We start from the raw sequence: 25,586 nt of genomic DNA on the forward strand, positions 1-25,586 counted from the left end.
AATCAAAAAAACAGTATAAATGAGTTGAATTAATTTATAAAATTAATTTATATCGAGGATAAAAAAAATAAATTTATCCTTGATATAAATTTTAAGTAATTAATTGATTAAATTTGATTTTTTAAATCATTAAATACCTTTTCTGCAGCAGCTAAAGTTAAGCGAATTTCTTCTTGACTATGTGCACTTGAAATAAATCCAGCTTCATACATAGATGGGGCAAAATAAACACCTTCTTTTAACATCTTATGGTAGAAACTTTTAAATAACTTTTCATCAGAAGCAGCAACGTCCTGATAATCCCAAATTTCTGATTTCTGTGTAAAACAAAAACCAAACATACCACCTAGAGATGCCTGCCAAAAAGAAATATCAAAAGCCTGCGCTAGCTCAGCCAAGCTTGTCATAAGCAACTCTGCATGTGACGCCAATTTATCATAAAATCCTGGCTTTTCTATCTCACTTAAAGTTGCAAGTCCTGCTGCCATGGCCAAGGGATTACCTGATAAAGTACCAGCTTGATAAACACTGCCTTCTGGTGCTAAACAAGCCATAATTTCTGCGCGTCCACCAACTGCACCCACAGGCATTCCACCGCCAATAACTTTACCCAATGTGGTAATATCTGGCTTGATATTAAAGAGCGATTGAGCGCCTCCAAGCCCTACTCTAAAACCTGTCATGACCTCATCAAAAATTAATAAGGATTGATAAGCATCACATAAATTACGCAGGCCTGCTAAGAATTCTGGCTTAGGTTGCACAAAACCCATATTACCAGCAACAGGTTCTATAATAATTGCGGCAATGTCCTTAGGATATTGTTTAAATAAAGCTTCTACTTGATTTAAATCGTTAAAATTAGCTGTTAAAGTATGTTCCGTGATACTTGGTGGAATTCCAGGTGAAGCAGGAATGCCTAACGTTAAAACACCAGAACCAGCTTTTACTAATAAGCTATCATTATGACCATGATAACAACCATTAAATTTAATAATTTTACTTTTTTCTGTATAACCGCGAGCTAAACGAATAGCTGTCATTGTAGCTTCAGTACCAGAATTAACCATTCTTATTTTTTCAATAGAAGGCATTAGGTTAATTATTTTTTGGGCTAATTTAACTTCAAGCTCTGTTGGCGCTCCAAAACTCATGCCTTGGTGTAATACTTCCTCAACAGCTTGAATAACTTTAGGATGGCAATGACCTAAAATTAAAGGTCCCCAGGAGCCGACATAATCAATATATTGATTATTATCTACATCAACTAAATAAGCTCCTTTACCCTCTTTAAAAAAAATAGGATTACCACCAACCCCTTTAAAAGCCCGCACCGGAGAATTAACGCCACCAGGTATTACTGATTGAGCTTGGATAAATAAACTTTCAGAATTAGACATAAATATACTTCCTACTATTATTATGTTCTTAGTGTACTCAATTTAACAAGCTGTATAAAGTATAAATTTAATACAAATTAATCATTCGTCTTTACAATGCTTTATTCAGCCGGCAAAATTACCTTTTTTTTAAATTTGAGATACCTTATGCAAGACTATAAACGCTATATTTGCGTCATCTGTGGTTTTATCTATGACGAAGCAGAAGGCTGGCCTGAAGATGGTATTGAGCCAGGTACACGCTGGGAAGATGTACCTGAAAATTGGTTTTGTCCAGATTGTGGAGCGGGAAAAGAAGATTTTGAAATGATAGAAATTGAATAAAATCAATTTTATGGCTCATACTAAACTGCAGCGCCTATTGACATATTTTGCAGTCGTTTAGCAAAAACGGCTGCTTTTTACTAAAAGGGCTTTACCACCACTAATAAAACAATCCCAACTAATAACAGTGTGGGAACCTCATTAAATATCCGAAAAAATAGGGCTACACGACAATTAGTCTCGCTAGCAAAACAACGTAGAAAATGGCCACAGCTTAAGTGATAAAGCCAAGTTAGAATAACTAAAGTTAATTTAGCGTGCATCCAAGGCGCCTGTAGATAATATGATGGGTTAAAAGTAATAAGCCAGATACCTAAAATAGTTGTAAGTAAAGCAGCAGGCCAAGTAATACCATAATAAAGACGTCTTTCCATTACTTTAAAACGGTTATTACTTATTTTATCAGTAGCCTCAGCATGATAAACAAATAAACGTGGTAAATAAAAGAGTCCTGCAAACCAGGCAACCATAGCAATAATATGAAATGCTTTAACGACTAACATAGTAAGAAATCACCTAATAATATCAACATAAGAGAATTTTTATGTAAGTTGGCTGTGGCCTAATGGCGCTGCCTTAAGGCATTTTGACTCACTCTACGTCCCGTGGCTTGTCCGAGGGATCCAGGAATCTCGGCCGAGGATTAAAGCTCTGGACCCCGTGGACAAGCCACGGACGTAGGCTAGAGTCTTAATGCAGCCATTAGCCGTGGCCCAACATTTACATAGCTATTGTTAAGCCAAGACCTAACTTACATTAAGCTTAAATTAACACTGTTAAGGGATCACCTAATGGTGTCAACTTAAGAATTCTGTCATTTCCGCGTAGGCGGAAATCTATCTTAATACTTACTATGCCGACATAAAAATAGATTCCCGCCTACACGGGAAAGACAGAGCTATTTCTAAACTGCCCCCATTAAGCGAGCCCCCCTTACAAAATCTAATCTTTCAAGATTTAAGATACCCTGTTCTATTAACTAACCCAGTTACTCTTTACGCTTTTGACGTCTTTTCCGTGAGCGTCTAAGCAAATTTAAACCTTCAACGCCTAATGAAAATCCCATTGCAAAATAAATATAGGCACGCGGAATATGAAATTTAAAACTATCAGCAACTAAAACCATACCAATTAAAATTAAAAAACTTAATGCTAACATCTTCACAGTAGCATGTTTATCAATAAATCGACTTACAGACTCACTGGCATAGATCATTACTAAAATTGCGCAGGTTATTGCTATAGCCATTACCCATAATCGCGATGTTAAACCTATTGCTGTTAAAACACTATCAAGAGAAAAAACAATATCCATAATACCAACTTGCATAACAACACCATAAAAAGTTACTGATTTATGCTTCATTTCTTTGATATCATCAGCATCATCATCAACCTCATGTCTAATTTCTTGGGTTGCTTTAGCAATTAAAAAACCGCCACCTATAAATAAAAATAAATCTCTTATTGAAGGCTCAAAACTCCCAATATGAAATAAAGGCATTGTAAGCTTAACCAGCCATACTGCAGAAGCAAGTAAAGCGAGACGAGTTATCCAAGCAAAAGTAAGACCCCAACGTCTGGCACTGCGCCGTTGTGCAGCTGGTAATTTCTCAGTTAAAATGGATAAAAAAACCAAGTTATCTATGCCTAGAACAATTTCAAGAACAATTAAGGCACATAAACTTAAGAAAATATCAATCAAATCCATGTTTTAACCTCTAAATTAACCATCCATTAGACTTCTTTAAATTGCTAATAGCTAAGTTTAGTAACCATAAAAGCTGGCTTAATCTATACATTGAGTACCTAAGGATTTAAGCACTACCATATTTTAACAATTGCTGATTTAGTAGTGTAACAAGAAGCTTATTAATTTTTTAAATAAGAAAAAAGTTAACAATAACCTCATCTATAGTCTTTATGCAATAATAATTAATTTATAAAACAAGTGGGAAGAGTTTCACATTATTTTAATATTGGCTATAATACAGTCCGTTATACCTACTGTGAGTATTGCCAATAATTAAGTTAATTAAAAAGCTATTACGTAAATCTCGGGGCAAGCATGTGCCCGCAGAAGCTAATTATATTATTCCTCGTAATCAGCATAATATATCAAAAACTGATATTAGTACCAACGCACTGAAAGTACTAAACCGCCTTAACAGCGCCGGTTTTCAAGCTTATTTAGTCGGTGGAAGTGTTAGAGATTTGCTCTTAGGTAAATCACCTAAGGATTTTGATATAGCTACTAATGCGACACCTAACGAGATTAAAGCGTTATTTAGAAACGGTAGAATTATTGGCCGTCGTTTTAAATTAGTTCATATTATATTTCATCGTGACATTATTGAGGTAGCAACCTTTAGAGGAACTAGCGAAAACGATAAGCAAGTGCAAATGACTAATGAGCGTGGGATGCTTATCCGAGATAACGTTTACGGTACAATAGATCAAGATGCTTGGCGTCGTGATTTCACTATTAATTCGCTTTATTACAGTATTGATGATGCAGCTATTGTTGATTTTACCGGCGGTGTAAAAGATATTCAGGATCGTACATTACGCATTATTGGTGAGCCAGAAATTCGTTATCAAGAAGATCCTGTTAGGATGTTAAGGGTCATTCGTTTTAGTGCAAAATTACATTTTAATCTAGCAGCAGATACAGCCGCTCCCCTAGAAAAACTTAGCTCGTTAATTTTACATGTTTCTAGCTCTCGTTTATTCGATGAAATGACTAAACTTTACCAGTGTGGCGAGTCAGAAACAGTACAACGCCTACTAATAAAATATGGATTATTTGAGCACCTTTTTGCGCAGACTCATGCCCTATTTGATAGCCAGTATCCTATTAAAGCTTTTTTAGGCGTTGCGCTGGAAAGCACCGATGCTCGTGTTCATGAAAACAAACCTATTACACCTGCTTTTTTATTTGCAGTTTTATTATGGTTTCCTTTACTCAACCGAGCAGCCAGCCTGCAACGTGAAGAACAACTCCCGCCTCTACCTGCTTTAGAAAAAGCCATGTCACAAGTTATTAGCGAACAAAATAAAGTCATTGCTATTCCTAAACGCTACAGCCAAGTCATGCGAGAAATATGGCTTCTCCAATTTCGCTTTCCTAAACGTTGGGGCGGCCGGGCTATTAATTTATTAAAGCATCCCCGTTTTCGAGCGGCTTATGATTTTTTATCGCTTCGAGCCTTAGCAGGTGATGAATCACTTGATTTAGCTAAGTGGTGGACTACCTTCCAAGAAGCTGGCGAAGAGGAACAGCTACAAATGATTGCTAAACTCCCTACACCTACAAGCCATAAATCAAAACGAAAGAAAAAACAACAAACATCATCATGATCTTATGTTATTTAGCGTTAGGAAGTAATTTAAATTCACCTCAACGCCAACTTAGATTAGCTATTCAGCGTCTTCGTACCTTACCAAATACTTATATTATCAAGGTAGCGCCCTTTTATTCTAGCCACGCTTGGGGCAGAAAATCGCAGCCAAATTTTTATAATACTGTAGTAGCTTTGTTAACAACATTACCGCCCGAAAAATTACTAATAGCATGCCAAAAAATAGAATCTACCCAAGGTAGAGTACGAAGGATTAAATGGGGTGCAAGAACTATAGATATTGATATCTTACTTTATGGTAGTCGAGTTATTAAAAAGCCTTCTCTTATTATTCCGCACCCACAATTACTTTATCGTGACTTTGTTATTACTCCATTACTTAAAATTGCGCCCTACGCTAGATTACCTAATGGAGAACTTATCTATGATAACTTAGCTCAAGAACAGGTTTGCAAAACAATTAAAAGTTGATAATTTAATTTTACCCACTTAACTCGGTTTAATCTTTATTAATATTGGCAAAATTTAAACTCGAACATAAAGTTAATTTATTAAATTTATAGACTTATTCAGGAACAGGTACATCAAAACCATTTAATGTAAGACATACCATACAATAAAGGCCAATTAGGTAAATTAACTCAAAAGTTCCTTCTTCACCAAAATGCGCTAAGCTCTGGTTATACAGCAATTCAGGCAATATCCCACCGCTAAGCAACGAAGAAGTAAGATCATAAGCTAATCCTTCGTCTGTATCTAAATCAAAATTAGGTCGCTGCCCTGCGACAATAGTTGAAATAACTTTATCATTTAAGCCACGCGCTTCAGCCATTAAAATATGCGCATATAATTCATAAGGTGCATGGAATTTTGCCCCTACAGCAAGGATTGCTATTTCTCTAACAGGTTTTGGCAGTACAGGTGACATTGAAAGGGTTTTAACTAATTCCCACATAGGAGCACCAAATTTTGGAAATTTTAACCAGGGATTCCAAGGCCCAATTAAAGCACCGCTATCACTTATCGCCTTAAAACCTTTAAAATTTGTTTCAATTCCTTTCTTCATATCTTGATAGAGGGCTTTCTGTTCCTCTGAAAGCTCGTTAGGATTTGTGGTAGTTAAACGCATTATTTACCTCCTTTTAAATTTAAAAATTAAGCTAAATGCTTAGCATTCAATAACCTTATAAAGTAATTTTAAGAAATTCAGTATTTATTACTTAATAAAATAGTATAGCTACCGACATTAAAATAATCTGATCTAAAAACTCAAAATGAGGATAAATAATTAACGAATTAATATAAATTTGCTTAAATAATAAATTTTTTATTAAACTAAAAATTTACTCAACCTAGGCTGCTTTAAGATGTAACAAAATATTTTAACTTCTAACAATAAGGAAAAGTATGAAAAAGATATGGCTTGCAATGGGATTGTCCCTTACTTTGAGTGAGGGCATGGCCAGCCCTGTAGTAACTGTGCCACAACCAACCACATGTATTTCAGCCAACTTCAGTTCAACTGGCAGTAGTTCCTGGAAAACAATTTCATTAAAATTAACTAATAACTGTGATCAAGCAGTTGATTTTCAAAATTCAACGATCACTTTTACTACAACAAGCAATCTTAATAATGCTGACTTTTGGGGTAATTTCCCGCCTTTATCCTATCCTATTAACTCTTTAAAAATCACCTCACAAGCTCAAGGCAATGGCACCTATTTAGATTCTCTATCATTACAGTTTCCGACTTACAATGGAGCCAATAGCATTTTACCAAAAGGCAGCTCGTTTACTCTTATTTATGGTGCACCAAAAGCTGATTACACGAGCAACAGTGTTAAAGTTTATTTAGGATCACCACTTGCCACAGGAGCGATTAGTTTAACGAGTACCTCTCCTAAGCCAGCTAATGTTAGTCAACCTTATGCTTTAGTTAATATTACTTTAAACGGTCAAACAGTTAGTACCGCACAATTAGCTTGGTTTGGGCAACAGACAATATCAGGCTTAGCCGCAGGCACCTATGTTATTTCACCACTGAGTGTAACGGATAGTAATGGGGTTGTTTATCAAGGTAGCGCTAGTCCTAGCACGGTTACAGTGACTGCTAATAACACCGTTCTCTCAAGTATTAGTTATGCAGCGCAAGCCAATACAGGTGCGATTAATATTAAACTCCAAGCCTTACCTAGCCAATTATCAGGCTATACTGCAACACCCACTGTAACCCTTACTCGAGCAGATAATCATAGTTCAACTACGGCAGCAGTTAAGTGGAATGCTACTACTACGGTCAATCAATTAGTAAGTGGTGTTAGTTATACCTTTTCTACTCCCGCAATTAGCTATAATGGGTATAACTGCATTCCAAGCTTTACACCTACCTCAGCAACGGCGGCTGCTTCTGCACCAACTGTACAACTAACTTATAGTTGTTCACAAGTCGCTGTAGATAATGTTTCAGTCAGAATTACTGGCGCTCCAGCTACTACTTCCTCTGTAAAAGTAACTTTCACACCACCAGGTAATGCAGCCCCAGTAAGTCAGACCATTTCTTTATCTAATGGTTCAGGCTCAGGCTCAGTACAATTGAGTGATGGCGTTATTTATACTGTAAGTGCCACGACAGTAAATGGATATACAGTAAGTTATTCACCTCAGCCATTAACCGCTTCTGCAAATGCTACTGAAGTAATAACTTATAAACAAAACTCTACTAATAGTGGCGGTAGAATTATTGCCTATTTACCTGGCTGGAAAACCCCACCCTCCGCCACTGCCATTGCTAATGCAGGCTATACACATGTATTAATAGCGTTTGGCGTGTTTAGTACTACAACACCTGGTCAAATTACTCCTGCTTTTGATACTGTTACCAAAGCCTATATTCAGTCTTTACAAAGTGCCGGTATCAAAGTATTACTGTCTTTAGGCGGCGCTTTAACTAATCTTCCTAATACTAGTGTGGATTTTCATCAGGTCTTATCCTCTGCCTCTTCTCCAACGGCCTTTGAGCAAACCTTTGTTAGCTCCCTTGAAAACCTAATGACTCAATATGGTTTTGATGGATTTGACTTTGACATTGAAAGTGGCTTAAATGCTGGCGGAACTTTTACAAATCCTACAGGTGATATTGCCGTATTAGCGAATATCATTAACACCATGCATAGTAAGCATCCTAATATACTACTTACTTTAGTACCGCAAATTGCTAATATTGCGGCCACTTCTGGATTTGATGCAACCTGGGGAAATTACGCTTCATTGGTTATGCAAACCTACCAATCGCTAGAGTGGGTAGGAATCCAAATGTATAACTCAGGCTGTGCTTATGGCATAGATTTAATTTGCTATGATCCCAATAAAACTAGTAGTCCTGATGCCTCAGTCGCTATGGCTACTGATTTATTAGCTAATTGGCCGGCAACAACGAGTACCGGGCAAAAAACAGGTTTTCAACCTTATATTAGTTACTTAAAACCTTCGCAAGTGGTTTTAGGTTATCCTGCACCCAATGCCTCTGGTCAGAGCGATGGACAACCTCCAGCCGTAATTAGCACTATCAAGCGTGCTATTCAATGTTTACGCACTGGTGTTGTTAGTTCATCTAGCTGTGACACTTATGTTCCTCCTCAAACTTATCCTGGATTTGGTGGCGTGTTTGAATGGGAAATAACTTATGATCAAAATAATAACTTTAATTTTGCTACTAGCTTAGTAAATTGTGTTATTAAAGGAAATTGTAATTAATCTAGTTAAGCAGTCTATTTTTATAAAAACCCAGATTGTAATTTTACATCTGGGTTTTACTTTACCTAGGAAACTTCTCAAAACTCATTCTTAACCCGCTTAAGATTAATAAAGATCAAAGCTTCCTTCATCTAGTTACAGACTAAGTTTACTAGTTTGTCAGAAAATTAATTTTTATCTATGCACTATAAATAATTTAAAAAATCTTTTATATTAAAAGAACTTAGCTTTAAATTACTTTAATTTAAAAAAGTATGTAAGGGGAAAGCATTGTATAAAACAATTTTACATGCAACGGATTTAAGCGAAAATCATTATAATCTTTGCCAGCAAGCAGTAGCACTTGCTCAATGTTTTAAAGCTAATCTTCATTTCTTACATGTCATTGAAACACCTACCTCTTTACAATGGGCGCAAAGCCTTGGCTTTGCTGAATTAGCTGTACCCGTTAAAGATGATGCTATAACCACTATGGCTACTTTGGGAGAAGCACTTAATATTCCATTATCTAACCAGCATGTTGAAGTTGGTACCGCTTATAGCCACATTTTGAAAAAAGCAGAAGAATTAGGCTGTGATTTGATTATTATTGGTAGCCACTCACATTATACTTTGCCTTCACTTTTAGGCAGTACAGCCGATGCTATTGTACGCCATGCGTCTTGTGCTGTTCTAACACTACGAGCTAATTAAGTTCTTAAATTAATAGATTATCATTAAACGCCTGTCCTAAATAATTATTTTTAACGATGGTTTTAGCTAACGTTTTTTCACATGCTTCATTAAACGTTTCTTTCGTTTTAGTTGCCTAGAAGTAAGCTTATTTTTTTTATCTTTAAAGGGATTAATATTGCCTTTAAATTCTAATTTAAGTGGCGTACCTACCAGGCCAAGATGGGTAGTAAAGTTATTAATTAAATAACGTTTATAACTATCAGGCAATGAATCTAGTTGATTACCATGAATAACGATAATAGGTGGATTATGGCCACCTGCATGTGCATAACGTAGTTTAATCCGTCGACCTTGTACTAAAGGTGGTGGATGTTGGCTTACTAAATCTAATAATAAACGGGTTAATTTAGGCGTTGCAAAAGTTTGCATAGCAGAAGCATACGCTTCATCAATATCCTTAAATAACAAACCTACTCCGCTACCATGTAACGCAGAAATAAAACGCAACTTCGCAAAATTGACAAATTGCAATCTACGAGATAGTTCGTTTTTTACATGCTCTTTATGCTCTTCCTCTAACCCATCCCATTTATTAATAGCAAGCACTAAAGCTTTTCCTGCTTCAATGATAAAGCTTAATAAATGCATGTCTTGTTCAGTTAAACCTTCTTTAGCATCAAGAAGCATTAAACAAACATTAGATTCTCTAATAGACTGCAAGGTTTTAATGACAGAAAATTTTTCTATTTTTTCATCTATACGAGCACGCCTTCTTATACCTGCTGTATCAATTAAAATATAATTTTTTTCATCTCGATTAAATGGAATTGCAATACTATCTCGAGTGGTGCCAGGCATATCATAAACTACTACGCGCTCTTCGCCTAAAATACGATTTATTAATGTTGATTTTCCTACATTTGGTCGCCCAACAAAGGTAATTTTAATTGCTGCATCGTCAGCTGCAATATTATCAACAGGTACTACGAAATCAGCTGTTAGTGTCTGTAAGAGATTTTCTATGCCTTGACCGTGTGCTGCTGAAATAGAATAAATATTATTAAAACCTAAACGCTGAAACTCGGCGCAAGCCACTTCCTCATTAAAACCTTCTGTTTTATTTACAATAAGGAAAACAGGTTTATTTAATTTACGTAACCTACTAGCAATCGTTTCATCGATGCCGGTAAGGCCTGCTCTACCATCTACTAAAAATAAAATGATATTTGCTTCATCTAGTGCTGCTCGCGATTGTTTAGACATTAATTCATCAACAGCAACATCATCAACACCAATCCCGCCTGTATCAACAACAATAAACGGCTTATTATCAAATTCTGCTTCGCCATATTGCCGATCGCGAGTCAAACCTGGGAAATCAGCCACTAACGCATTTTGCGTGTGGGTTAAACGATTAAATAAAGTCGATTTACCTACATTAGGACGACCTACTAAAGCTACAACAGGAATCATTATTAACCTACAGTGAAGTGACTTAATTTACCATCGGCTGTCATAACATAAATATTATTGTCAGCAACGCTTGGCGCAACGCTAATAGCACTACCTAAAGCTAGACGGGAAATAAACTCACCTGTCTCAGTCGATAAGACGTGTAACATACCTGTCTTATCACCGACAATTAAATAATTACCCATTAAAACAGGCTCAGTTAAGCGTCGTGCTTTTAAAGCATCTTGCTTCCATTGTACCTGACCATTCGTTTTATTAAATGCCCAAATAACATCATTACTATCAGCCATAAACAAAGTCTTACCTTTAATAGCTAAGTTTGAAAAAGTGGAAGCAGGTTTACGCCAAATAAACTGACCATCAGATAAAGATAAAGCACCAATATAGCCTTGGTAACTTGCTAGTAACGCAACATTGCCTTGCACAATAGGATCAGCATCAATATCTACTAAACGCTCGACATCACTTGACCCACTAGCAAAAGCAATACTTCGTTGCCATAGGATTTGGCCAGTCTGTAAATCTACACCATCCATTTTACCATCAGAATAGCCGACTAAAACGACGTTATTGACAACAACAGGAGAAGAGCTTGCTTTTAAAATTAAACTAGGTGCACCATGTTCCGATACCCATAGTTTATTGCCTGTTTTTAAGTCAAATGCATATAAATTACCATCAATTGTTTTAGCAATTACTTTGCCTTGAGCAATGACGGGTTGACTAAGTGCGTCACTAGATACTTTATTTTGCCAAAGTTTTTCACCTGTTGTCTGATTTAAGGCAATAATACTAGAGGAATCTGTGCTAAGAATAAGGTAACCTTGTGCAATAGCAGGACCACTTACTACCCCTGTAGCAAGTTTTTTAGACCAAAGAATTTTACCTGTAACTCTATTTATAGCTTCTACAACACCATTACTGTCAGCCGTATAAACAATATCTCCTCGGATAACAGGCTTTAATTTTAAATAAACTGCTTTATTTTTTTGTCCTGAACCTACAGGTACTGACCATTTTTCTTTTAGTTGTGCCTTAGTAGCAACTGGCTCTAAGTTTTGTGGTATGGGTGTATTATCTTTACCTAACATATAATCATCAAGCTTTGTACAACTAACAGTAAATGATATTACTAATGGGTAAAGTATTATTCTTTTCAGCTTTAACATAAAACCTCTTACACTGTTTTCGAAATGTGGCTATCTACCGACTGAGCGAGAGCCGCCAACTCGTTTGTTTTCATTTCTAAATAAAGATTGCCCATTCCCTGTGTACGTACTTCTGAAATAGCCTTTTTATAAAAGTTAATAGCTTGTTGATATTGACCTGTTTCAGTATAAATGTCCCCTTTAAGTTCATTGACTACTGGAATATAAACTAAATCATCAACTTTACCTAACTCAGTAAGAGCTTTATCATAAGCTTTTTCAGCCGTATAAACTCTGGCAGCGCGAATACGTGCTACATCTCTAAGTGGCTTTACCGGACAATGGTTAGCGACATAATCAAGTAGTTGACTCGCCTTGTTAAAATTTTCATTTGCAACATATAGCTTTGCTAATGTCAACCTGGCAGCATGAGCATAAACCGTGTTGCCATATTCTGTAATTAGCTGATTAGCATACGTTTTAACATTTTTATTATCTTGATTTGAAAAAGCGACCATTAGATGCTCGTAAGCATTAGACGCTTCAGTTATCACTTTTTCTTGATGCCAATGCCAATATTTATAAGCAGATATACTAAGTAATATAATAGAGAGCACAATGGTAATTACAGTGCTATATTTATGCCACCATTTTTTAATTGCCTCTAATTGCTCTTCTTCCGTCATATATACTGACATGCTTCTCATCTCCAATAGAAGATTGTATCGTACCAATTACTAAACAATTTGCAGTGTTATAAATTCAAAGACTAAAAACTTCAACTTTATTATCTACATCGACACCGTGTGTTTATTAAAGGTCACAATACACCTTAGTTTCAAAACCCATTAAAATAACTTAAAAGCAATAATCGTTAGAATGCGTAGTTTTGTAAATAGTTAATTAATTCATTTTGCGAAATAGTGACCTGTTGTTCATTACTTCGCAAGTTTTTAATACTGACTTGATGATTTCTTAATTCCTCATCACCAAATACAAGTGCTAAGTCAGCGCCAACCTTATCAGCTTTTTTAAACTGACTTTTAAAACTTCCACCAGCAGTATTGGTAATTACTTGCCATGTTTTATTATGATCTCGTAATTGTTCAGCAATCATAATGGCCAGCTGCAACCCTTCCTCACTAGTAGCAATCAAAAATAAACTTGGTGGTGCTTTTGCTATTAAATTAACATTTAAAGTTTCCATTAATAATAGTAAACGCTCAATACCCATTGCAAAACCTATCGCCGGTGTAGGGTTACCGCCTAGCTGACTAATTAAAGCATCATAACGGCCTCCTGCACAAACAGTTGCTTGGCTTCCTAATTTATCAGTGACCCATTCAAACACTGTATGACCATAGTAATCCAATCCTCGTACCAAAAAGGGGTTAATATCATACTCAATACCGATTTTGTCTAAACCAGCACATAAATCAAAAAAATGCTGCTTACTTTCTTCACCTAGATGATCAATCAATTTTGGAGCATCATTCAGTAAGGCTTGCATATTAGGATTTTTACTATCTAATATTCTTAAAGGGTTTCTAGTTAAACGCCGCTGACTATCTTCATCTAACTTATCGTAATACTTGGTAAAAAAGGCAATTAGTTGTTCTTTGTAGTTTTGACGCTCATTTAATTCACCTAATGTATTAATTTGTAAACGCAGCGCTTTATCTATTTTTAATTCCTGCCAAAGGCGCTTACAAATAGCAATTAACTCAAGTTCAATAGCAATACCTGCTATTCCTAACGCTTCAACACCTAATTGGTTAAACTGGCGATACCGCCCTTTTTGTGGTCGCTCATGTCTAAACATAGGACCAATATACCAAATTTTTTGCTGTTGGTTATACAAAAGTCCATGCTCTAAACAAGCTCTAAGGCAGCCGGCTGTACCTTCAGGACGCAAAGTTAGACTATCACCATTTAAATCCTGAAAGGTATACATTTCTTTTTCAACGATATCCGTGACCTCACCAATTGTCCGCTTAAATAATTGCGTACTTTCAACAAGAGGCAAGCGTATTTCTTGGTAAGCATAACTACTTAAACAAGCTATGAATGTCTGTTCTAATAATCTCCATGCACCAGTTTCATGAGGTAGGATATCATTCATACCTCGTATTGCACGAACCTTTTCAACCACTTTGCTTCTCCGCCCCATTATCGTTATCATCAGCTTCATCACTGGTTGCAAACATTGATTGCATTCTTGAAAGTGCTGTAAGTTTAGTTTCTGATTTTTCAGCTTGGGCACTTGCGTTAGTAGGATTAGGATTGACCACTTCTTGCTGCTTGGCTGTGAATACCGGTTGCATATTATCTTTATTTTTATGCCACCATAAACCAATAGCAATTACCGCTGCAATAGCTACAAGCCCGGTAAACCATCTTACAAAGCGTTCACCTCTATTTGTTTCTCGCCTACTTTGCCATAATGCTTTTTCTGGTTTTCGTTCATACGTATAATGGCTATTAAAAACTTGCAAAAAGGGTTCAGGAGAAACACCTAATAATTTTGCATAAGCTCGAAGATAACCTTTAATAAATACAGGCTCAGGCATATTCTCATAATCGTCTGCTTCAAGTAGCTCAATAACCTTTACGCGTAGATGTAGTTTTCCAGCCACATACTCTTGAGTAAATCCTCTTTTCTCACGTAATTGCGCTAAGTTTAAACCAGGACTATCTGATGTTTGATTAACTTCATCCATTATTGTTGTTGTATTCATTTATTGCTCCAGAACTCTTTGTTAAGTAAGTAAGTCTACTTAACCGTAACTTATAATCTGCTTCTAAATCAGTTTTACCCGCTTTTTGTGCCACTTGTGCAGCTAATTTTAATAAAATACGATCAGTTAATGCTATTTCATGGTATTTTTGCAAATAAGTTAAGGCGTTGGCTGGCTTATTTTGTTTTAACTGAATAGACACTAATTCTATTAATGATTGCCTACGTCTTGGATCTTGTTCCAAAGCTCTTAAGAAATAATGTTCAGCTTTTTTCTCATCTGGAATAGCTGCAGCACATAGACCAGCATTTTCATAAGCGCCAGCAGTATTAATATAATTCACATCATTAACTGCTTTTATAAAATAATTTTCTGCCTCCTGATAAGAGCCAATCCGACAGAGAAATGCGCCATAATTATTTAACTGCGCGCCATTCTCCGGGGCTAATGTTAATGCTTTTTTATAAAAGGTTTTTGCCTCATCTAAATTACCCGTTTTTTCCATATAAAAAGCCATAGCTGCATTTGCTTCAGGTGATTTTGGCGATAATTCTAACGCTTTAAGAAATTTTCTTTTTGCTCGCGGCCTATTATCTTGTTGTAAATAACCTAATCCTAACTGGATGTTATAAGCTGCCGTATTATTACGTTTATTAGTTTGTTGCGTTTGCTCTGCCTTTTCTTGTGTATTAATTTGACATCCTTGTAATTCTAATAAACTTAGAATTGATACAAGTAATAATTGACCTACCCTAAACCTAAACAAAGTATTACCCATCCTACTTCTTGTTGACTGTGCATTATAACCGGGAATGGATAATTTAAAAAAGACTATTCTTAGTCAAATAAAAGATTGCTTTTAAAGTCTAGCCTTTATTAGAAAGTATTTTTTTTTGATATATTGTAATTTAGTCAATTTTTCCACCTTCAGCGAATATACTATAAACTTAATAAAACTTGCATTTAACTGGATCCCGCGAACAAGTCACGGGACGTAGGGAGTATGAATTTAGACGTAGCGAATATGAATCTGGACGTAAAAAATGAGAAGCGATATAAGAAGCAAGCGATGCGATAGATCTCTTTGAAAAGTGCTAGTACTAAGAAAAGGTTAAGCAAAAAAATGTTAAAAACTGGCAGTTTAAATCAAATAAATGAACAATTTGAAACATATTTTTTCGTTTGAGATTGGTCAGCAATAGCAATTTCCAAAGAAGTCTAAGGTAGGAAAATAAAAAGTGCGATGTGTAAGTGTAGTTGGACATAGAAGAATAGTTTGCAAGTTTTGTTATAAAAAAAACTTAAAATTTAATTATTTAGTTTGTGTTTTTTCTAATTGTAAATGTAGCTCTTTTAATTTTTGATAATGTTCATCAGCCATTGCTTTTTGATAAAAGGAAAGAAAGATTGCTGCTGACTGCGCTTTAGGTGAATTTTCTGAATCAAGATCTTGAGGTTTAATACTTCCATCTGCATTATATTTGCGGCCACTAGCATGATTTGCATAGCGCCTGGCTCGCGTAAAACCCATTTGCAAATACTTTCTTGCCATATCCATACCTACAAAATCATCGTCATGACGGTATTGTAAAAATAAATTATAAATAGCTTGTGCTGACTGCTTAGCAATATCAGGTGTTTTAAAACGCCAATGCGGCAGTATTTCACTTTTATAAGGCTCAGCAATTAACACCCCTTGCTCGCCTTTTCCAATGACATAACGTTCTGGATTTAACCTAAAATCTATCCCGCGATAACGATTAGCATAGGTAGTTTTAGTCATATATACTGAGGCTCGCTTAATAGTTTTGTTTTTCTTGCTCTTTTAAATTAGTCACTGGCTTAAAATGCATTTTTTGCCAACGAGCTGAGCGGCTTGTCCTATCGTTAACGGAACCCGCCAACTGTCCGCAGGCTGCATCAATATCATCACCTCGCGTTTTACGCGTAATAGTATTAATTCCTTTGGCCATTAAAATATCACGAAAGCGATTGATAGCTGCTTGCGATGAACGTTCATATTGGGTTAATGGGAAAGGATTAAAAGGGATTAAATTGACTTTAGCAGGAACATTATATAGCAGCTTTACCAATTGTAGTGCATGTTCAGGTTGATCATTAACCCCTTTCAACATGACATATTCAAAGGTAACCTTACGCCTAGGCTCATCTTGAAAATACCGTTTACATAGGGCCATTAACTGTGAAAGAGGATATTTTTTATTAATAGGCACTAACTCATTGCGTAATTCATCATTTGGAGCATGCAAAGAGACGGCCAATGCTACAGGACTAACTTCTCGCAAGCGTTCTAAATCAGGTAAAACCCCGGAAGTACTGAGTGTAACTCGTCGTTTAGATAAGCCATAAGCAAAGTCATCCATCATAATATCCATAGCCGTCACTACATTATCGAAATTTAGCAAAGGCTCACCCATACCCATCATTACGACATTAGTCACATGCTTATCATGAATCCCATTGTTTTTAGAAAGCTCACGTGCCGCAAGCCATACCTGACCAATAATCTCAGCTGTCGTTAAATTACGATTAAACCCTTGTTTAGCTGTAGAACAGAAGCTGCAATTTAAAGCACATCCTACTTGGGAAGACACACATAGTGTACCTCGATTTTTTTCAGGTATAAAAACAGTTTCAATACAATTATTGCAATCAAGCTTTAATAACCATTTGTAAGTACCGTCGGTGGATTTTTGCCAAGATACAATTTCCGGTAAACGAATTTCAGCAGCTTCTGATAATTTTTCACGTAGTGATTTGCTAAGATTAGTCATTTGTGAAAAATCGTGAAAACCAAATTGATGAATCCACTGTATTACCTGCTGAGCACGAAAGGGCTTTTCACCTAGCTGCTGAAAAAACGCTTGCATTTGTTGATAGTTAAAATTCAACAAATTAATTTTATCAACCATGATAATCCTCAACATCTACTACTTAACTAAAGTTTAGCAACTTAAACTGCAACATGGCATCAAAAGCACAAACTATAGTCCCTTTCTAACACCTATAATGCAATTATTTTAATGCGCTAAATGGCACCTAAGTGTAGAAAGGTAGGTTATAGTTAAGCTAACTTTAGTTTTTATTGTCTAGCACAAATTTCATGAGGCTCAAAAAAGAAAGCAATTTCTTGAGCTGCGGTTTCAGCACCATCTGAACCATGAACAGCATTTGCATCAATGCTATCGGCAAAATCTGCTCGTATAGTACCAGGAGCTGCTTCTTTCGGATTAGTAGCACCCATAATTTCTCGATTCTTTGCAATAGCATTTTCACCATGCAGTACTTGAATCATAACAGGCCCTGAAATCATAAAACTAACTAAATCATTAAAAAAAGGACGCGCCTTATGCACAGCATAAAATCCTTCTGCTTGCTCACGTGTTAACTGTTGCATTTTAGCAGCGACAATATCTAATCCCGCTTTTTCAAAACGAGTATAAATTTCACCAATTACTGATTTTTTAACCGCATCAGGTTTAATGATAGACAAAGTCATTTCAGCAGCCATTCCTGTACTCCATAATTAATTAAAAGGCATTATTATACATGAAGAATTAGCAATATGGATAATATTAATTCGTTACTAGCTAATACAAACTGAATATAAGATAAATTTCAAGCAACCTACATACTATAATTTATCTATAACATCCCTCTAATTAACAACTTACTGGATCCCGCGAACAAGTCGCGGGACGTAGACAATTTACTTAAGGAGTGCACCAAAATTCTATGTAGGTGGATGAAATTATATCAATTGCTGAAGTTTACCCTTTAGGTTCGTAACGCCACCTTTTTTTATCTATTCTTTGTTTTAACTAAACCTCATAATATATGCAACAACGCCGAACAAGTCGCGGAACGTAGGAAATAACATAAAATGGAATATTATTACCAATACTTAGGCTTAAAGCTTATATTCTACTATTTATTTAATCTAACAACCTGTCTTCCGCTCATTATGCAAAGAATCTAACAAGGTTATATCAATGCAAAGTAAGCGTTATAATAAGTGCAAGCTTTAATTTAATAATTAGAGGCAATTTCTCTTTAAAAATTCAGCTAATCCTCATCGCCTACGTTCCGTGCTTTATGCGCGGAATCTAGCATGGTACTTTAAAGATGATTATTTAATACCTACCTTAATCACCTAAATCTGAGTTAAAAAAGAGGGATTCTTTATTTTCTTCATCTAAAGATGAATTGAGGCGATACTCTGGTAGTAATTGAATAATATCTTTAGCGCGTAAAATTAATTGATAGAAATCATTGCGAAACTCGCGCAATCGTTTACTAATATAATCAACTTCTTCGGCAAATTCAGCAAGTTTACTGTCCCAATCTTCAGTATAATGAGCAAGCTCATCAAGTTTAGTAGCAATTTTAGTTCTTATATTCTCATCAAGAGGGGTCGCAAAAATTTTCTCAGCTCGCTGCCAAGCATGTTGCTTAGTTAAGATATTATCTTTCGAGTTATAGTTACATAACAAAGCTGTTAGCGCTTGAGTTATTGTAGCTTCATTTTTAGTTAAATCATGGTCTTTTAAGTCTTTTTTTATTTCTTTAACGAGCGTTATTAATTTATTATGCCAATTTTCTGCACGCTCAATTAACTTAGCTTGACTATGAGCGATTAACTTCTCATGCTCTAACTCTAGTTCATGAAAATCAGTATTTAAACTAACTAACAGTTTACGCTCTTTTTCTAAATCATTTCTAGCAAGTGTGCCTGGAGATCCCTCTTCTCTACCACTTTCACCAGATAATAAATAATCAATTATCAATTTCTGTGCATAAAGTTGATAATCCTGAACTTGTTGTAAAATAATACCATTAAAGACATGCCTAAACGGTAAGCGCAATAGTTGATGATAAAAGGTCTGTGGTGTTTTTAATGCACTCAGCAAATCCTCTTGCTGTAAATTTATCTTATAACGCTCAAGGATCCGTTGGGCAGTGATTAATCCATAGGTTGAAAACCATCCTGATAACTCATTTTCTGCTTGTTGATTCATTAGCAATCCAACTTGATTTTACAATTTTGTATGATATAACGCTTGCATTATTTATTATATGTAATTTCTATGCTAAGCATGCCTATTCAAAGTATACCTGATTTTTCTACTTTTTTACGTGTCTCTACCCCTTTAGCTTGGCTTGAGATAGCTTGTGCTAATTTGCCACTTCTCTTGCTAGATCATGCTCATTGCGAGCGCAAAGCAGCAGCCAATGCCATTAATTTTATGAGTAAGTATCCTGGCTATTGTGAATTAGTCAATATGATGTCACCTTTAGCACGCGAGGAATTGCTTCATTTTGAAAAAGTGCTTGATATTATGGCCTTACGAGGGATTAAATTTGGGCCACTACCACCTTCTAATTATGCTCAAACACTACATGGATTAGCCGTTAAACAAAATACACCTGAACGTTTGCGTGATTTATTATTAATCGGCGCTATTATTGAAGCTCGTTCCTGTGAACGTTTTCACGCCTTGGTACCTAAACTTACTGATTCTAGCTTAGCGCGTTTTTACGCGACTCTTGTAAAAGCAGAAGCCAGACATTTCGAAGATTATTTAAAATTAGCTCACTTATATGGTCAAGACATTGAAAAGCGTTTGGATTATCTACTTACTATTGAAAATGAATTGATTACAGGAGCTGATACGGTATTTCGCTTTCATAGCGGAATACCGAATTTCTGCTAATTTAAGGGGTCATTGAAGAAGTGGCGGTTTTTTCAATATCTAATTTATAATTACCTACGAAAAAGGCTTTTAATCCTTCATCATCATCTTTATCAAGTTCTTTTAATCTGGCAACTGTAACGGGTACATCTTGACCTTGTGCATCTTTCTCAGTGACTGTCATATTACCTTTCGGATCAGTTGTGACATTAAGTCCGCGGTCTTTTAGCCATATTGCTACACCTGAGTCAAATATTTGCTTTACTTTTTGATTTATCTCCATAAGTTTAGCATCAACTAGTGGTTGTCCCGTTGGTTTATCTGTGGTGACTAATTGATTATTTAGATAAAGTTTAGTTGTTAAGTTGCCTTTATCATCAACATCTAAGCCATAAGACATGTCTTGTGCTTGATTGTGGTAATTAAAACCGAACGTACCTGAAATCCCTTCTCCCCGATTTTTAAATATATTCTTAAGTTCACCTGCAACAGTAGTATTGAGTGCTAAGGCCAAATCATCCTTAGCCTTTTTAAGGCCACTAAGAATTACACTATTTTCTGTTGATAAAGTAATAGAAGGAGAATGATATAATGCTTTACTTAAAAGGCACATAGCACCCATTATATCCATAATTCCTGTCTGCCATTCCACGAAAGAATTTTGGCCAGAAGTTTGGGTAAAACTATGTATTTTTTTCTTAACTTCTGCCCAGTAAGTAGATTTCTCACCTCTCTCATCTAGACATTCGTCATCGGCAACCCGTGCTTCCTCTTCTATACGACTAGCATCAAGTTCATTAGCATACTTTTGAGCTGAGTGGCCAACATTAAGTAATGATTTCATCTCTTTAAGCTCTTTTTTTATTTGTTTTTGCTCTTCAACAGTAGGCATAAATAAATCCTCTACAAATAAATTTGACTAAAATATAGACCTTTTGATATATGATAACACAATATTTGGGGGTTGTCATCCCAGTCACTTAATACATACTGCTCATGCTTTTGATGCTGAAATAAGTGAGTGGTTAAGCCTGGTTGATGAGTGTGGCCATGAATTAAAGTTTTAACCTGACATTGTTGCATATGAGCTAACAACGCTTTAGGTTCAACAACCATTGAGTTAGGAGGCTTGGTGTAATTATTTTGGCTATGTTGCCTAACCTTGTTCACTAACTTTTTACGAATTACTTTAGGTAGCTGTAAGAAAAGAGTCATAAATAAAGTATTACGGGTTAATTTGCGAAACCGCTGATGCGATTTATCATGTATACAGTAGCGATCGCCATGTACAAGCAAGGCTGGCTTACCTGCTAAGTGTATAATAGTAGGCTCTTTTAATAATTTAAGGCCAGCTAATTTTAAAAAATGACTACCAACTAAAAAATCACGATTTCCTGGCATAAAGAAAACTGTAACGCCTTGATGAACTAGTGCTTTAAGCGCGTTAGCTACTGATAAGCTCCAGCTATCCATGGTATCATCTCCGGCCCAGGCATGAAAAAAATCACCTAATATATAAAGCGTGCGTGTGTTCGTTGCTGCCCAGTCAATAAACTTAGCAAAACGTTCATTAATTACATCCTCATCAGGATGAAGATGTAAATCAGAAATAAATACAGCATCTAACATAACGGTTCAATTAAAATATGCTCATCCTGAAGGTAGATTTGGCAGGGTCCTGCTTGCGGTTGAATCGCATCGCTTAAGCGATAAAATCCAGCAATCGATACTAATTCTGCCTCTAAAGATTGACAAAAAATACGCGCATTTTTATCACCAGAAATACCTGCTAATGCTCGTCCACGCAAGGCTCCATAGACATGAATATTGCCATCAGCTAATAACTCTGCGCCATGACTGACAGAAGCCGTAATTACTAAATCGCCGCCCTTACTTACGACTTGCTGGCCTGATCGAACAGGACTTGTCAATAATTTGTTTTTTATAATATCACCGCTTATAACCTGCGTTTCATTATTACCAGTTTCCTCACTAGAGGTATCGGTGAGGGGTTTATCATGAGCAGACGATGCATGTAAAACAGCAAGACCTTTTGAGCGAGCCAACGTTGCAATATAGGAATTTGCACCTTGAACGCCTACTGGAAAAATACTATTCAAACGCAAATATTGACAAAAGGCATCTAAATCAATGTCTTCTTGCAAAGCGCTACAATCAATTACAACTGGTATATTATTAAATAATTTGGGTGCTTTAGAAACAACCTCTTCTAATTGCTGGGTAAATAAATGCTTATCGGTACTCAGTAATTGAATTACTGTAAACGTGTATAATCTACCTTTAAGCTTAAATACTTGTGTTTTCAATGAATTATCTATCATGCTTACAATATCCATGGCCTCCTTTTTTGTTTATACTAACACGTGGGGATTCATAACAGAAGGACATCAACGTGGAGAAAATTTGGTTTAAAAATTATCAGCAAGGCGTACCCCATGAAATTGATCCCAATCAATATTCATCATTAGTAGATTTATTTGAAAAAGCTTGCCAAAAATTTGCTGACCGGGTTGCCTACACCAATTTAGGTTATGATTTGACCTATGCTGAGTTAGAAAAAAGAAGTAGGCAATTTGCTCATTTCCTACAAGGCTTTGGTTTAAAAAAAGGGGCTCGTGTGGCTATTATGATGCCTAACCTCTTGCAATATCCAATTGCTTTATTTGGTATACTTAGAGCAGGCTATATTGTTGTAAATACTAATCCCCTCTATACAGCTGATGAAGTTATTCATCAAATGAATGATGCTGGTGCAGAAATTCTTATTGTTGTAGCAAATTTTGCTAAAACCGTAGAAAAAGCGCTACCTCATACCACCGTTAAGCATGTTATTGTTACTGAAATTGGCGATGCACTTTCTCCTTTCAAAAGAACCATAGTTAATTTGGTAGTGAAATATATAAAAAAAATGGTCCCTGCCTATAAACTACCGCAAGCTATTAAATTTAATAAAGCCTTTAAACATAAAATCACTAAACCGCTAAATACTCCTCCGTTAGTCCACAAAGACATTGCTTTTCTGCAGTATACGGGCGGTACAACTGGTATTGCTAAAGGGGCTATTTTAACGCATGGCAATATGATTGCTAATGTATTACAGGCTTATAATTGGATTATTCCCCTTGGTCTTTCCAAGCAAGATATCATTGTAACTGCCTTACCCCTCTATCATATTTTTTCATTAACAGCGAATTGTCTAACTTTTATAAAAGCTGGCGCTAAAAATATCTTAGTAACTAATCCTCGTGATGTTTCCCATTTCATTGATGAAATTAAAAATAGTAAATTTACTGCTTTAACTGGCGTAAATACTTTATTTAATGCCTTATTAAATCACCCTAAATTTAAAGAAATTGATTTCTCGCATGTTAAACTTACTTTATCTGGCGGTATGGCCTTACAAAAAAGTGTTGCTATTAAATGGCATCAAGAGACAAAAACTCGAATTTTAGAAGCTTATGGCCTGACAGAGACTTGTCCGGCTGTAACTATAAATCCTATGTATCTTGAAGATTATAACGGTAGCATTGGCCTACCCTTACCTTCTACCGAGGTATCAATTCGTGATGAAACTGGTAAGGAATTAGGTATAAATGAAGTCGGAGAACTTTGTGTAAGAGGTCCGCAAGTTATGGCTGGTTACTGGCAGCGTCCAGATGAAACTGCCTTGGTGATGACTAAAGATGGTTATTTGAAAACTGGTGATATCGCTAGGATAGATGAGAATGGCTATATTTATTTAGTCGATAGAAAGAAAGATTTAATCATTGTTTCTGGATTTAATGTTTATCCTAATGAAGTAGAACAAGTGATAAGTCATCATCCTGGTGTACTTGAGGTAGGTGTTATTGGCATAAAAAATGATAAGGTTGGCGAGCGGGTTAAAGCGTGTGTTGTAAAACGAGATCCTAAATTAACGCCTGAAGATATTATCACTTACTGTCGAGAACATTTAACCTCTTACAAAGTACCTAAAGAAGTCGAATTTTATAGTGAATTGCCTAAAACCAATGTTGGTAAAATTCTAAGACGTGCACTACATTAGGCCTTTTAAATAAGCACAAGTCGACTTTGCTAATGCCTGTAGATGATAGCCACCTTCAAGAACAGAAATAATGTTATCATTGGCATAAGTATTAGCAAGGTCTCTTATTCTATTCCCTAGCCAATAGTAATCTTCTTCAGCCAAATTTAATCCACCAATAAGGTCAAGATAATGCGCATCAAACCCAGCAGAAACAAATAAAATTTCGGGCCGAAACTGCTCTAAACGAGGTAAAAATAATTTCTCAAATTGTTTACGATATTCTTTGCCTGCCGATGCTGCCGCCAGAGGTAAATGTATTACCGTAGGATGATTCGTAATAACTGGGTCAAAAGGATAAAACGGATATTGAAAGGAAGAACAAAATAGTACATGTGAATTGTTCTGTAATATATTTTGTGTACCATTGCCATGATGAACATCAAAATCAATTATACCAACTCGCTGTACTTGATATTGCTCTATAGCATATAAAACGCCACATACAAGGTTATTAAAAAAACAAAAGCCCATAGCTTGCCCGTAAAGCGCATGATGACCTGGCGGCCTAACTAAACAAAATACTTTTCTCGCCTGCCCTTGATAAATTTTATCCACTGCTTCTATAACACTTCCAGCGGCATGTAGCGCAGCTGATAGAGTTTCCTTATTCATAAGCGCATCAGGCCCAACTGAAGTATAACCTTCTTTAGGTGCAGATAATCTTAAAGTATTAATATAATGAGCGGCATGGATATGCTCTAATAATTGATAAGATATTGCTTGAGATTCATGCCAGCTTAATGGTAAATCAGATGATTTAAGCTCATCGATTAAGACCTGCAAACGCAGAGGAGATTCAGGATGCATCTCTCCCATGTCATGCAAAAGGCAACTATTGTGCGTGATTAAATGAATTGAATCAGCTGCTTTCATAAAGTTAAAATAAAAATC

25 protein-coding genes are annotated in these 25,586 nt (G+C 35.9%); 7 read left to right on the forward strand and 18 right to left on the reverse strand.

Annotated features, from left to right (window positions below):
- Window positions 1-107 precede the first annotated feature (107 nt).
- Window positions 108-1,400: a glutamate-1-semialdehyde 2,1-aminomutase gene (gene hemL, locus ACNVED_RS08895; protein WP_419418671.1), complete on the reverse strand. Its 1,293-nt coding sequence runs from the start codon at window positions 1,398-1,400 to the stop codon at window positions 108-110.
- Between the two features lie 147 nt (window positions 1,401-1,547).
- Between hemL and ACNVED_RS08900 the strand changes: the two genes are divergently transcribed.
- Window positions 1,548-1,724, forward strand: coding sequence for a rubredoxin (locus ACNVED_RS08900; protein ID WP_419418672.1), 177 nt, complete (start codon window positions 1,548-1,550; stop codon window positions 1,722-1,724).
- A gap of 80 nt (window positions 1,725-1,804) precedes the next feature.
- Here ACNVED_RS08900 and hemJ read toward each other — a convergent pair whose 3' ends face one another.
- Window positions 1,805-2,227 carry a protoporphyrinogen oxidase HemJ gene (gene hemJ, locus ACNVED_RS08905; RefSeq protein WP_419418673.1) on the reverse strand — a complete coding sequence of 141 codons (423 nt, stop codon included), beginning with the start codon at window positions 2,225-2,227 and terminating at the stop codon, window positions 1,805-1,807.
- 485 nt (window positions 2,228-2,712) lie between these two features.
- The gene (locus ACNVED_RS08910; RefSeq protein ID WP_419418674.1) at window positions 2,713-3,435 is read right to left on the reverse strand and encodes a TerC family protein; all 723 of its coding nucleotides are present in this window, start codon (window positions 3,433-3,435) and stop codon (window positions 2,713-2,715) included.
- 359 nt (window positions 3,436-3,794) lie between these two features.
- Here ACNVED_RS08910 and pcnB point away from each other — a divergent pair, with 359 nt between their 5' ends.
- Both pcnB and folK read left to right on the forward strand, forming a co-directional pair.
- The gene (gene pcnB / locus ACNVED_RS08915) at window positions 3,795-5,084 is read left to right on the forward strand and encodes a polynucleotide adenylyltransferase PcnB (RefSeq protein WP_419418675.1); all 1,290 of its coding nucleotides are present in this window, start codon (window positions 3,795-3,797) and stop codon (window positions 5,082-5,084) included.
- Entirely contained in the window at window positions 5,081-5,557 is a 477-nt protein-coding gene (folK, locus tag ACNVED_RS08920; RefSeq protein ID WP_419418676.1) for a 2-amino-4-hydroxy-6-hydroxymethyldihydropteridine diphosphokinase, read from the forward strand. The genes pcnB and folK overlap by 4 nt, the downstream gene beginning before the upstream one ends.
- 94 nt (window positions 5,558-5,651) lie before the next feature.
- Here the strand turns inward: folK and ACNVED_RS08925 are convergent, their stop codons facing one another.
- Entirely contained in the window at window positions 5,652-6,215 is a 564-nt protein-coding gene (locus ACNVED_RS08925; RefSeq protein ID WP_419418677.1) for a carboxymuconolactone decarboxylase family protein, read from the reverse strand.
- Window positions 6,216-6,493: 278 nt separating this feature from the next.
- On the opposite strand from ACNVED_RS08925, the gene ACNVED_RS08930 reads away from it, so the two are divergent.
- Window positions 6,494-8,839 carry a glycosyl hydrolase family 18 protein gene (locus ACNVED_RS08930; RefSeq protein ID WP_419418678.1) on the forward strand — a complete coding sequence of 782 codons (2,346 nt, stop codon included), beginning with the start codon at window positions 6,494-6,496 and terminating at the stop codon, window positions 8,837-8,839.
- 270 nt (window positions 8,840-9,109) lie between these two features.
- On the forward strand, window positions 9,110-9,532 hold the full coding sequence (locus ACNVED_RS08935) for a universal stress protein (protein ID WP_419418679.1): 423 nt from the start codon (window positions 9,110-9,112) through the stop codon (window positions 9,530-9,532).
- Between the two features lie 66 nt (window positions 9,533-9,598).
- On the opposite strand, the gene der is transcribed toward ACNVED_RS08935, so the two are convergent.
- From der to ACNVED_RS08985, 10 genes are all read right to left on the reverse strand, one after another.
- Window positions 9,599-10,987, reverse strand: a complete 1,389-nt coding sequence (gene der / locus ACNVED_RS08940; RefSeq protein ID WP_419418680.1) for a ribosome biogenesis GTPase Der — start codon at window positions 10,985-10,987, stop codon at window positions 9,599-9,601.
- Window positions 10,988-10,989: 2 nt separating this feature from the next.
- Complete coding sequence (bamB, locus tag ACNVED_RS08945) at window positions 10,990-12,156, reverse strand: outer membrane protein assembly factor BamB (RefSeq protein ID WP_419418681.1); 1,167 nt, start codon at window positions 12,154-12,156, stop codon at window positions 10,990-10,992.
- A gap of 8 nt (window positions 12,157-12,164) precedes the next feature.
- Window positions 12,165-12,833, reverse strand: a complete 669-nt coding sequence (locus tag ACNVED_RS08950) for a YfgM family protein (protein ID WP_419418682.1) — start codon at window positions 12,831-12,833, stop codon at window positions 12,165-12,167.
- Between the two features lie 176 nt (window positions 12,834-13,009).
- Window positions 13,010-14,305, reverse strand: a complete 1,296-nt coding sequence (gene hisS, locus ACNVED_RS08955; protein ID WP_419418683.1) for a histidine--tRNA ligase — start codon at window positions 14,303-14,305, stop codon at window positions 13,010-13,012.
- Entirely contained in the window at window positions 14,280-14,873 is a 594-nt protein-coding gene (locus tag ACNVED_RS08960) for a helix-turn-helix domain-containing protein (RefSeq protein ID WP_419418684.1), read from the reverse strand. The genes hisS and ACNVED_RS08960 overlap by 26 nt, the downstream gene beginning before the upstream one ends.
- Complete coding sequence (pilW, locus tag ACNVED_RS08965) at window positions 14,848-15,651, reverse strand: type IV pilus biogenesis/stability protein PilW (RefSeq protein WP_419418685.1); 804 nt, start codon at window positions 15,649-15,651, stop codon at window positions 14,848-14,850. Before pilW ends, ACNVED_RS08960 begins: the two co-directional genes overlap by 26 nt.
- 534 nt (window positions 15,652-16,185) lie before the next feature.
- A complete protein-coding gene (locus tag ACNVED_RS08970; RefSeq protein WP_419418686.1) occupies window positions 16,186-16,656 on the reverse strand; it encodes a DUF4385 domain-containing protein in 471 nt (156 codons plus the stop codon).
- Between the two features lie 16 nt (window positions 16,657-16,672).
- Entirely contained in the window at window positions 16,673-17,806 is a 1,134-nt protein-coding gene (gene rlmN / locus ACNVED_RS08975; protein WP_419418687.1) for a 23S rRNA (adenine(2503)-C(2))-methyltransferase RlmN, read from the reverse strand.
- Window positions 17,807-17,976: 170 nt separating this feature from the next.
- Entirely contained in the window at window positions 17,977-18,405 is a 429-nt protein-coding gene (gene ndk, locus ACNVED_RS08980; RefSeq protein WP_419418688.1) for a nucleoside-diphosphate kinase, read from the reverse strand.
- A gap of 634 nt (window positions 18,406-19,039) precedes the next feature.
- The gene (locus tag ACNVED_RS08985; protein WP_419418689.1) at window positions 19,040-19,912 is read right to left on the reverse strand and encodes a hypothetical protein; all 873 of its coding nucleotides are present in this window, start codon (window positions 19,910-19,912) and stop codon (window positions 19,040-19,042) included.
- Window positions 19,913-19,981: 69 nt separating this feature from the next.
- Here ACNVED_RS08985 and ACNVED_RS08990 point away from each other — a divergent pair, with 69 nt between their 5' ends.
- On the forward strand, window positions 19,982-20,608 hold the full coding sequence (locus tag ACNVED_RS08990) for a tRNA-(ms[2]io[6]A)-hydroxylase (protein WP_419418690.1): 627 nt from the start codon (window positions 19,982-19,984) through the stop codon (window positions 20,606-20,608).
- Between the two features lies 1 nt (window position 20,609).
- Here the strand turns inward: ACNVED_RS08990 and ACNVED_RS08995 are convergent, their stop codons facing one another.
- The 3 genes from ACNVED_RS08995 to minC are packed head-to-tail and all read right to left on the reverse strand — an operon-like array spanning window position 20,610 to window position 22,929.
- Window positions 20,610-21,479: a hypothetical protein gene (locus ACNVED_RS08995; RefSeq protein WP_419418691.1), complete on the reverse strand. Its 870-nt coding sequence runs from the start codon at window positions 21,477-21,479 to the stop codon at window positions 20,610-20,612.
- Between the two features lie 11 nt (window positions 21,480-21,490).
- The gene (locus ACNVED_RS09000) at window positions 21,491-22,216 is read right to left on the reverse strand and encodes a UDP-2,3-diacylglucosamine diphosphatase (protein ID WP_419418692.1); all 726 of its coding nucleotides are present in this window, start codon (window positions 22,214-22,216) and stop codon (window positions 21,491-21,493) included.
- Entirely contained in the window at window positions 22,210-22,929 is a 720-nt protein-coding gene (minC, locus tag ACNVED_RS09005) for a septum site-determining protein MinC (protein ID WP_419421164.1), read from the reverse strand. Before minC ends, ACNVED_RS09000 begins: the two co-directional genes overlap by 7 nt.
- Window positions 22,930-23,000: 71 nt before the next feature.
- Here minC and ACNVED_RS09010 point away from each other — a divergent pair, with 71 nt between their 5' ends.
- Window positions 23,001-24,653, forward strand: coding sequence for an AMP-binding protein (locus tag ACNVED_RS09010; RefSeq protein ID WP_419418693.1), 1,653 nt, complete (start codon window positions 23,001-23,003; stop codon window positions 24,651-24,653).
- Here ACNVED_RS09010 and ACNVED_RS09015 read toward each other — a convergent pair.
- Window positions 24,645-25,568: a histone deacetylase family protein gene (locus ACNVED_RS09015; RefSeq protein WP_419418694.1), complete on the reverse strand. Its 924-nt coding sequence runs from the start codon at window positions 25,566-25,568 to the stop codon at window positions 24,645-24,647. The two genes, ACNVED_RS09010 and ACNVED_RS09015, sit on opposite strands and share 9 nt — an antisense overlap.
- Window positions 25,569-25,586: the final 18 nt, after the last annotated feature.

Origin of the sequence: Legionella sp. D16C41 (assembly GCF_048541585.1) — a bacterium.
GTDB lineage: Bacteria > Pseudomonadota > Gammaproteobacteria > Legionellales > Legionellaceae > Legionella_C.

Excerpts from the sequence above, each read along its gene's own strand:
- hemJ (WP_419418673.1), bottom strand. The coding sequence starts at position 2,227 with ATGTTAGTCGTTAAAGCATTTCATATTATTGCTATGGTTGCCTGGTTT.
- ndk (WP_419418688.1), bottom strand. The coding sequence starts at position 18,405 with ATGGCTGCTGAAATGACTTTGTCTATCATTAAACCTGATGCGGTTAAA.
- ACNVED_RS08950 (WP_419418682.1), bottom strand. The coding sequence starts at position 12,833 with ATGTCAGTATATATGACGGAAGAAGAGCAATTAGAGGCAATTAAAAAA.
- ACNVED_RS08910 (WP_419418674.1), bottom strand. The coding sequence starts at position 3,435 with ATGGATTTGATTGATATTTTCTTAAGTTTATGTGCCTTAATTGTTCTT.
- bamB (WP_419418681.1), bottom strand. The coding sequence starts at position 12,156 with ATGTTAAAGCTGAAAAGAATAATACTTTACCCATTAGTAATATCATTT.
- minC (WP_419421164.1), bottom strand. The coding sequence starts at position 22,929 with ATGATAGATAATTCATTGAAAACACAAGTATTTAAGCTTAAAGGTAGA.
- ACNVED_RS08970 (WP_419418686.1), bottom strand. The coding sequence starts at position 16,656 with ATGACTAAAACTACCTATGCTAATCGTTATCGCGGGATAGATTTTAGG.
- ACNVED_RS08990 (WP_419418690.1), top strand. The coding sequence starts at position 19,982 with ATGCTAAGCATGCCTATTCAAAGTATACCTGATTTTTCTACTTTTTTA.
- ACNVED_RS08900 (WP_419418672.1), top strand. The coding sequence starts at position 1,548 with ATGCAAGACTATAAACGCTATATTTGCGTCATCTGTGGTTTTATCTAT.
- der (WP_419418680.1), bottom strand. The coding sequence starts at position 10,987 with ATGATTCCTGTTGTAGCTTTAGTAGGTCGTCCTAATGTAGGTAAATCG.
- ACNVED_RS08985 (WP_419418689.1), bottom strand. The coding sequence starts at position 19,912 with ATGAATCAACAAGCAGAAAATGAGTTATCAGGATGGTTTTCAACCTAT.
- hisS (WP_419418683.1), bottom strand. The coding sequence starts at position 14,305 with ATGGGGCGGAGAAGCAAAGTGGTTGAAAAGGTTCGTGCAATACGAGGT.
- hemL (WP_419418671.1), bottom strand. The coding sequence starts at position 1,400 with ATGTCTAATTCTGAAAGTTTATTTATCCAAGCTCAATCAGTAATACCT.
- ACNVED_RS08925 (WP_419418677.1), bottom strand. The coding sequence starts at position 6,215 with ATGCGTTTAACTACCACAAATCCTAACGAGCTTTCAGAGGAACAGAAA.
- rlmN (WP_419418687.1), bottom strand. The coding sequence starts at position 17,806 with ATGGTTGATAAAATTAATTTGTTGAATTTTAACTATCAACAAATGCAA.
- ACNVED_RS09000 (WP_419418692.1), bottom strand. The coding sequence starts at position 22,216 with ATGTTAGATGCTGTATTTATTTCTGATTTACATCTTCATCCTGATGAG.
- pilW (WP_419418685.1), bottom strand. The coding sequence starts at position 15,651 with ATGGGTAATACTTTGTTTAGGTTTAGGGTAGGTCAATTATTACTTGTA.
- folK (WP_419418676.1), top strand. The coding sequence starts at position 5,081 with ATGATCTTATGTTATTTAGCGTTAGGAAGTAATTTAAATTCACCTCAA.
- ACNVED_RS08930 (WP_419418678.1), top strand. The coding sequence starts at position 6,494 with ATGAAAAAGATATGGCTTGCAATGGGATTGTCCCTTACTTTGAGTGAG.
- ACNVED_RS08960 (WP_419418684.1), bottom strand. The coding sequence starts at position 14,873 with ATGAATACAACAACAATAATGGATGAAGTTAATCAAACATCAGATAGT.
- ACNVED_RS08995 (WP_419418691.1), bottom strand. The coding sequence starts at position 21,479 with ATGCCTACTGTTGAAGAGCAAAAACAAATAAAAAAAGAGCTTAAAGAG.
- ACNVED_RS09015 (WP_419418694.1), bottom strand. The coding sequence starts at position 25,568 with ATGAAAGCAGCTGATTCAATTCATTTAATCACGCACAATAGTTGCCTT.